Below are 6,122 nucleotides of genomic sequence, written 5' to 3' on the forward strand. Positions count from 1 at the left end.
TTAAAATTCAATTCGTTATGAAAGAATAAGAAGTCCTGAATTCCCCTTTTTTTTCCAAAGGCCATCACCTACACCATTTATGGTTACCACTAACGGAGGGCTTTCAAAAAGATGATTTTTTTTTAACTTGTCTTGTAATAGATTGAAATGTTTACTTTTGAATTAAAATTTTAAAGATTGCACCTCATGTGGGCAGAACTGGAAAAATACAAAAGGGAGTACCTTAACCTGAATTTGGATGAAAATATAAATTATTCCACATTCAGCATGATTTCCATTGTCTGGAATTCCACAAAAATTGAAGGCTGTTCGCTGGATGAAAATGACACCCGGCTACTCATTGAAAAAAACATTACCGCCAAAGGGAAACCCCTTACCGATCATTTAATGGTGAAAGACCATTATGATTCATTTCTATTTATTCAGGAACAGGCCCGGCAAAAACAGATGCTCTCCATTCCATTTTTAATTGAAGTTGCAGCGCGGGTAATGAAAAATACCGGCGGAATCGTAAAAACCATTTCAGGGGAATTTGACAAATCGAAAGGTGATATACGTCTGACACAAGTTTATGTGGATAGGAAATATTTTCCTGACTTTAAAAAAGTGCCCGATTTGCTCGAAAAATTATGCAGTAATGTAAACGAAAAACTGAATGGGGTAAAAGGAACAGAAGTAGTAAAACTGGCAGCCGACCTGCATTACAATCTGGTTAACATTCATCCGTGGGGAGATGGAAACGGACTGGTTTCACGATTGATGATGAATTACGTTCAGCTATACCACAATGAACCCCTGATTAAAATTTTTACCGAAGACCGGGCAGATTACATCAGGGCACTTAATGAAACCGAAGAAAAAAATGACCCGGAAATTTTCAGAAAATTTATTGCCTCCCAGCAGTTAAAATTTTTTAAAGCTGAAATTGAAAAATACCAAAAAAAGGATACCGGATTTAACCTTCTGTTTTGATTAAAATCATCATCGAAACAGCTCCCAGTTCTACCTCGTTTGAAACTACTTCGGCCTGAATCTCTTCAAAAAAATCATCGCCTCTTACCATAACTTTGTAAGTACCTTCGGGCAGCGTTTGTAAATTATCTTTGCGACTTCCGTTAAACAGCATTACAATACTTTTCCACGAATCGCCAACCTTAGCACCTTCGATGCAGTAGCTCACCACGCCAATTTTATACTCCGTACAAAAATGAATGTATTTTTGAATCTGTCTGGCATCGGTCATCCGGAATGCCGGGTGGTTTTTCCGCAACTGAATCAGTTTTTGGTAGTACTCAAAAACATCGTGGTACTCCATTTTTCGACCCCAGTCGATTTGATTGACCGAATCGGGCGATTTGTATGAGTTCGGATTTCCGCCCTTGGTGCGGCAAAATTCCATGCCTGAGTGCAAAAACGGAATGCCCTGCGAGGTGAGCACCAGCGCACCGGCCAGTTTTACCATTTTCCGCATCTCCTCGTCGGATGCTTTGGGGTTGCTTAATTTCAGTTTATCCCAAAGGGTGAAATTGTCATGGCACGAGGCGTAGTTCACACATTGTTCCGGTTGTGTTGCCCAGGGTTGTTTCGAGGTTTCCACATAATCGTACACAATTTCAGGATGATTTACAGCCGCCACTATTCCAAACTTCACTGCTTCTTCCCGCAGATCGAGGCCGCTCACAAAACCTTTGGTTTTTTTGCTGCTGTGATTTCCCTTCAGCGCATCGCGGAAATCGTCATTAAAAGCGGCAATGCCTGGTAACTGGTGAAGATTTCGTTTCACTGCCCGTTGATCCTCGGGCATTGGACTTTGGTCGGCAGCCCAGCCTTCGCCGTAAAGCAACAATTCCGGCAATTCCATGCGGATGGCCTTCATGGTTTCCAGGTCGTAAATGCCCATCAGATCGAACCGGAAACCGTCGATATGAAACTCTTCGGCCCAGTATTTCAGCGAGTCGATGATGTATTTCCGCACCATGGTTCTTTCCGTAGCAAGCTCGTTCCCGCATCCCGACGCATTGGCAAATGTACCGTCGTGTTTTTGCCGGTAAAAATAGCCCGGAACCATTTGGTTAAAAACCGATTCTTTGGCAAAATAGGTGTGGTTGTAAACCACATCGAGCACCACGCCAATACCGGCAGCATGCACCGCCTGCACCAGTTTTTTGAATTCTTTTATTCTGATGATTCCATTATAAGGATTGGTGGAGTAGGAACCTTCTAGTGCATTGTAATGCAGGGGGTCGTATCCCCAGTTGTATTTTTCCAGCGGTTTTTCCTCATCCACCGTAACAAAGTCGTTCACCGGAAGCAGGTGCACATGGGTAACGCCCAGTTCTTTCAAATGCGATAAACCGGTTACCAGGCCGTCAGGCGACTGGGTACCTTCTTCTGTAAAGCCTAAAAACTTTCCTTTGTGTTCAATCCCCGACGATTCGGAAATGGAAAAATCGCGTATGTGGGTTTCGTAAATCACGGCATCGGTGAAATGTTTCAGTTCAGGCTTTTTATCGTTTTCCCAGCCTTCGGGATCGGTTTTTGCCGGATTAAAAATCATTCCCCGCAAACCATTCACACCCACGCAACGCGCATAAATATCAGGTGTTTCTTCCAGCCATTCGCCGTCATCAATCCGGAATGCGTAAAATTTGCCTTCATAATCACCCGAAAGAATGGTTGCCCATGTGCCTTCGCCACTTGCCTGAAGCTGCGTTTTATGAAAAGCCTCGCCGGTTTTTCCATCTTTGTACAACCTGAACTCCACCATTTTGGCGGTTGGCGCCCATATTTTCACAATCGTTTTTTCCGGTGTCCAAAACACACCCAAATCATCTCCGGCGTAACAAGGATAAGTTGAAAAATCGATATGGTTAAATTTCCAGTCTCTCATTATACATTAAATAACGTTTTGCGTAGTAGCACTTTCCGGCTACCCAGCTTTTTCCCGCTCACTTCCGAAACCACCACTCTTACACGGGGCAGCTTTTTCAGGGTTCTGTCGAATCCGTAAAATCGGTTTAAATCGATATTTAGCGTATGATTCTGGCCCTGCATCAGGTATAACGGGTAATAGTGATTGTTATTGGTGCCCTTCAGTTTAAATTTCCGGCTGTACCACATTCCGCTGAAAACCAGAAGTGGCGTACCGATATCCACATCGGTTTTTCCTGTATTTGTTACCGTTAGTTCCAGAAAATCGGGATAATACATCCGGTCTTTTGTCAGCTCCACATTTACTTTTGGTTTGTTAAAAAAAGGAATTTTGAAGCCGGGTTTGCTTTTCCCTGAATTTACCCAAAAAAAGGCAACAATTCCGGCAACCACCAAAACAAGCGCAAACCAAATCAGTTTGTGCCCCTCGGGGCCAACCTCGTTTTGTGCCATTGCCGAAACCGAAAATATCATTAAAAAAAGTACAATCAAAACCTGCTTCATGCGTAAAATTTGTTGCAAAAGTAGCACAATTTTCGGGTTGGGGAGAGTTAAATTTTTGTAAGGAACCATTACATTTTTCGACTCTTTATTCGGATAAAATACTTTTTTGTGTTTAATTTGAAGTTTTAACCGATGGATAACCGAAAAAATGTTTAAAATGAAACAATTGATATGCCCCATATCCAACGAAATGGTAAACGAGCGCCTTACCCGGCTGAATGCATTTTTTACCATTCTGATTGTAGCTGCCGGATTTGTTTTTAACTCGGTAATTTTTCCGCTGGTGTTGCTGGCTGACTTTTTCATCCGGGCGTTTACCCGTTCAAAACTCAGTCCGGTGAGTTTTGCCAGTGCCGGACTTGCACAATTGTTGCACCTGAGCAAAAAACCCATTGACAAAGCACCAAAAATTTTTGCTGCCCGAATGGGATTTATCATGACACTTGTAATTGCCACCCTGTTTTTGCTGCAACTTTACACCGCGTCGATGGTTGTGGCAGGCATTCTGGTGTTTTTTGCCATGCTTGAATTTGCATTCGGAATTTGCGTGGGGTGCATCATTTACACCTACTTTGTTTTGCCACTCTATAAGTAAAATACAATGCCATGACAAAGGATTCCCCGATGGGGTAATCTGTGCATAACTACCTTAAAGAATCAGATTAAACATCACAGCCCGGGAGGTTTTCCGGGTTGTGTTTTTTGGATTCAGTTTTTGTGAATAAAACCCGTTCTTTCCGTTGTTCAATTCACACCAGATTGAAAACTGCTGCGGAATTTGTTTTGCCGGAAGCCGCGTTCCGTTGATGTGGGCAAACTCCACCGGCCAAAAGGTGTACGTTTCGCCGGCATGCAGGTTCATTCCGGTAAGTTTATAGAAGCCGTTCACTGTCATTTCAACATTCAGAAAATCGAGGGTGTCGTTGTTGGAAACTGTGATTCGTTCTCCATTGAAGGTTACCGAAGCATTCAGTTTTACCAGCGTCTCGGTTTTTTCATTTCCGGAACGAAGGGCAAAAAGAAGCAGGACAATGGCTGCCAGGACGGTGATGGTTAGCAGTATTTTGGTTTTTGATTTTTTCATTTAACGCAAGTTTAACTTAAGTCCTGAAAAAAATTTCCGACAGAGAGAATGCGCTCACTGCTTCTTTTATTGAACAACAGGTGTTCAAAGTCTCTCTTTTTTTTGTTTAAATCAACTGTTTTTAAGACTTTGAACACTTCACTTTTTAATTCTTCAAGATTATGAATATTTAGCTTTTCAGCAAGGAATGAATAATCGGGTTGCGTTTGTGCCAGCAAAAACATCGAGTCATAGAAATCTCTTCCTTTTTGGCGCGATAACATGGCAGAAATTTTCATCGAGCACAGCACACCATCAGAAGGAACAGGAAACGGAAAATAAAATCCACAACCCTTAATATTAATTAATACCGGTTTATAAGGAATATGCTGATCTTCAGTCTCAAGCTTAATTAAAAACCGTTCTTCTTTATGGCCGGAAAGACCTAATTCAAAAAGAAATTCGGGAAAATGGATGTTTCTGCGGAAGGCTGTCAGGTTTTTATTTTCACGATCACGCACTTCAACCCGAAATCCGTCCCGCTTTAAAAAGTTGATTACGGCGTCTGTCATTTCTATAAATTCTTCTTTTAAAAATTCTTTGCAATCGAAATCCAAATCTTCTGAGAAACGATCAATCCCTTTTACAAGTCGCAAATTTGTACCTCCAATAAAAACTATCTTTTTAATAAATGGCGTAGTAGAAAGAAAATCCAGAATCAGTAACTGAATGTATTCTTTCAGCATATATTTTTGAAGCGACGCATTCCCGCTTATTTCCGTGGGGAAAAAGTTTTTTATCCATTCCAGTTGCATCATAAGCTGTAAGTATTTTTTAAAAAATTCACTCTTTTTTGAAGCGCTTTACTTTTGAATCTCAATAAATAATCTTCCAGAAGCCGTAAATCGAGTTCATCCAGCAAAAAATCTTCATCAAGTCGTAAATCCTCCATTTCCTGTTCGGTATTGTAAAACGGATAGAGATACAGCAGGTCCAGCAATGCTTTTTCGGGCCGGGCAATTTGCAATGATTTTCCATCGGCAATAGGTTTGATGTCATAACCAAACATTAGTTCCTTCCTGACACTTTTATATTCGTACTCTCCGAATTCATTTTGAAAACTGGCTGTCTTCAGCGATGTGACACTCGTGATTTGCACGATTGCTTCAGGAATCATTCCATAAAATGCCAGGGCAGAATGTAAGCTTATGTACGAAGGACGGTAAATGCGGTTTGCGAAGAACAGGGCAAAATCAGGTTTGCTTTTATACTCCGGAAAAGTGTAGTACCCCTGTCGCAACCGAATTAACAGGCCTTTTTTTGTCCAGCGAACAAAATTGTTTCTGTCGAAATCCGGTTTCCAGGCATAAACCTGGTGGGTGTTAAAACACCCCAAATCAAACATCCTGTTTCTAAATTCCAGATAATTCATTCGAATATATTACATTTAATATTTTGTATTACAATCATGTATTATACCAAAAAAATTCTGTGTTCCGATACCCATGGAACTCGCATGGGTAATTAATTTGTCCATCTTTGTGTTCGCCAGGCCATGCTCGTTTCATCCGTTTCTAAAATCTGTTGTTAGCTTATCTATTTCTATTTTGCACTAAAAATAGTG

Annotated in this window: 7 protein-coding genes; 2 read left to right on the forward strand and 5 right to left on the reverse strand. The window is 41.2% G+C overall.

The window, feature by feature from the left end; genetic code table 11:
- Positions 1-186: 186 nt before the first annotated feature.
- Entirely contained in the window at positions 187-972 is a 786-nt protein-coding gene (locus ACESMA_RS21145) for a Fic family protein (RefSeq protein WP_372950872.1), read from the forward strand.
- On the opposite strand, the gene pulA is transcribed toward ACESMA_RS21145, so the two are convergent.
- Together pulA and ACESMA_RS21155 are read right to left on the reverse strand one after the other, a co-directional pair.
- A complete protein-coding gene (pulA, locus tag ACESMA_RS21150; protein WP_372950874.1) occupies positions 956-2,890 on the reverse strand; it encodes a type I pullulanase in 1,935 nt (644 codons plus the stop codon). The genes ACESMA_RS21145 and pulA overlap by 17 nt on opposite strands.
- On the reverse strand, positions 2,890-3,435 hold the full coding sequence (locus ACESMA_RS21155; RefSeq protein ID WP_372950875.1) for a hypothetical protein: 546 nt from the start codon (positions 3,433-3,435) through the stop codon (positions 2,890-2,892). Before ACESMA_RS21155 ends, pulA begins: the two co-directional genes overlap by 1 nt.
- A 157-nt stretch (positions 3,436-3,592) precedes the next feature.
- Here ACESMA_RS21155 and ACESMA_RS21160 point away from each other — a divergent pair, with 157 nt between their 5' ends.
- Positions 3,593-4,030 (forward strand): DUF4395 domain-containing protein, encoded by a 438-nt coding sequence (locus ACESMA_RS21160; protein WP_372950877.1) that lies wholly within the window; start codon positions 3,593-3,595, stop codon positions 4,028-4,030.
- A 54-nt stretch (positions 4,031-4,084) separates the two neighbouring features.
- On the opposite strand, the gene ACESMA_RS21165 is transcribed toward ACESMA_RS21160, so the two are convergent.
- The 3 genes from ACESMA_RS21165 to ACESMA_RS21175 are packed head-to-tail and all read right to left on the reverse strand — an operon-like array spanning position 4,085 to position 5,930.
- Positions 4,085-4,519 carry a hypothetical protein gene (locus tag ACESMA_RS21165; RefSeq protein WP_372950878.1) on the reverse strand — a complete coding sequence of 145 codons (435 nt, stop codon included), beginning with the start codon at positions 4,517-4,519 and terminating at the stop codon, positions 4,085-4,087.
- An 11-nt stretch (positions 4,520-4,530) separates the two neighbouring features.
- Positions 4,531-5,316, reverse strand: coding sequence for a nucleotidyl transferase AbiEii/AbiGii toxin family protein (locus ACESMA_RS21170; protein WP_372950879.1), 786 nt, complete (start codon positions 5,314-5,316; stop codon positions 4,531-4,533).
- Positions 5,313-5,930 carry a hypothetical protein gene (locus tag ACESMA_RS21175; RefSeq protein ID WP_372950880.1) on the reverse strand — a complete coding sequence of 206 codons (618 nt, stop codon included), beginning with the start codon at positions 5,928-5,930 and terminating at the stop codon, positions 5,313-5,315. The genes ACESMA_RS21170 and ACESMA_RS21175 overlap by 4 nt, the downstream gene beginning before the upstream one ends.
- Between the last annotated feature and the right edge of the window lie 192 nt (positions 5,931-6,122).

The sequence above is a fragment of the Mariniphaga sp. genome (genome assembly GCF_041687215.1).
Classification (GTDB): domain Bacteria; phylum Bacteroidota; class Bacteroidia; order Bacteroidales; family Prolixibacteraceae; genus Mariniphaga.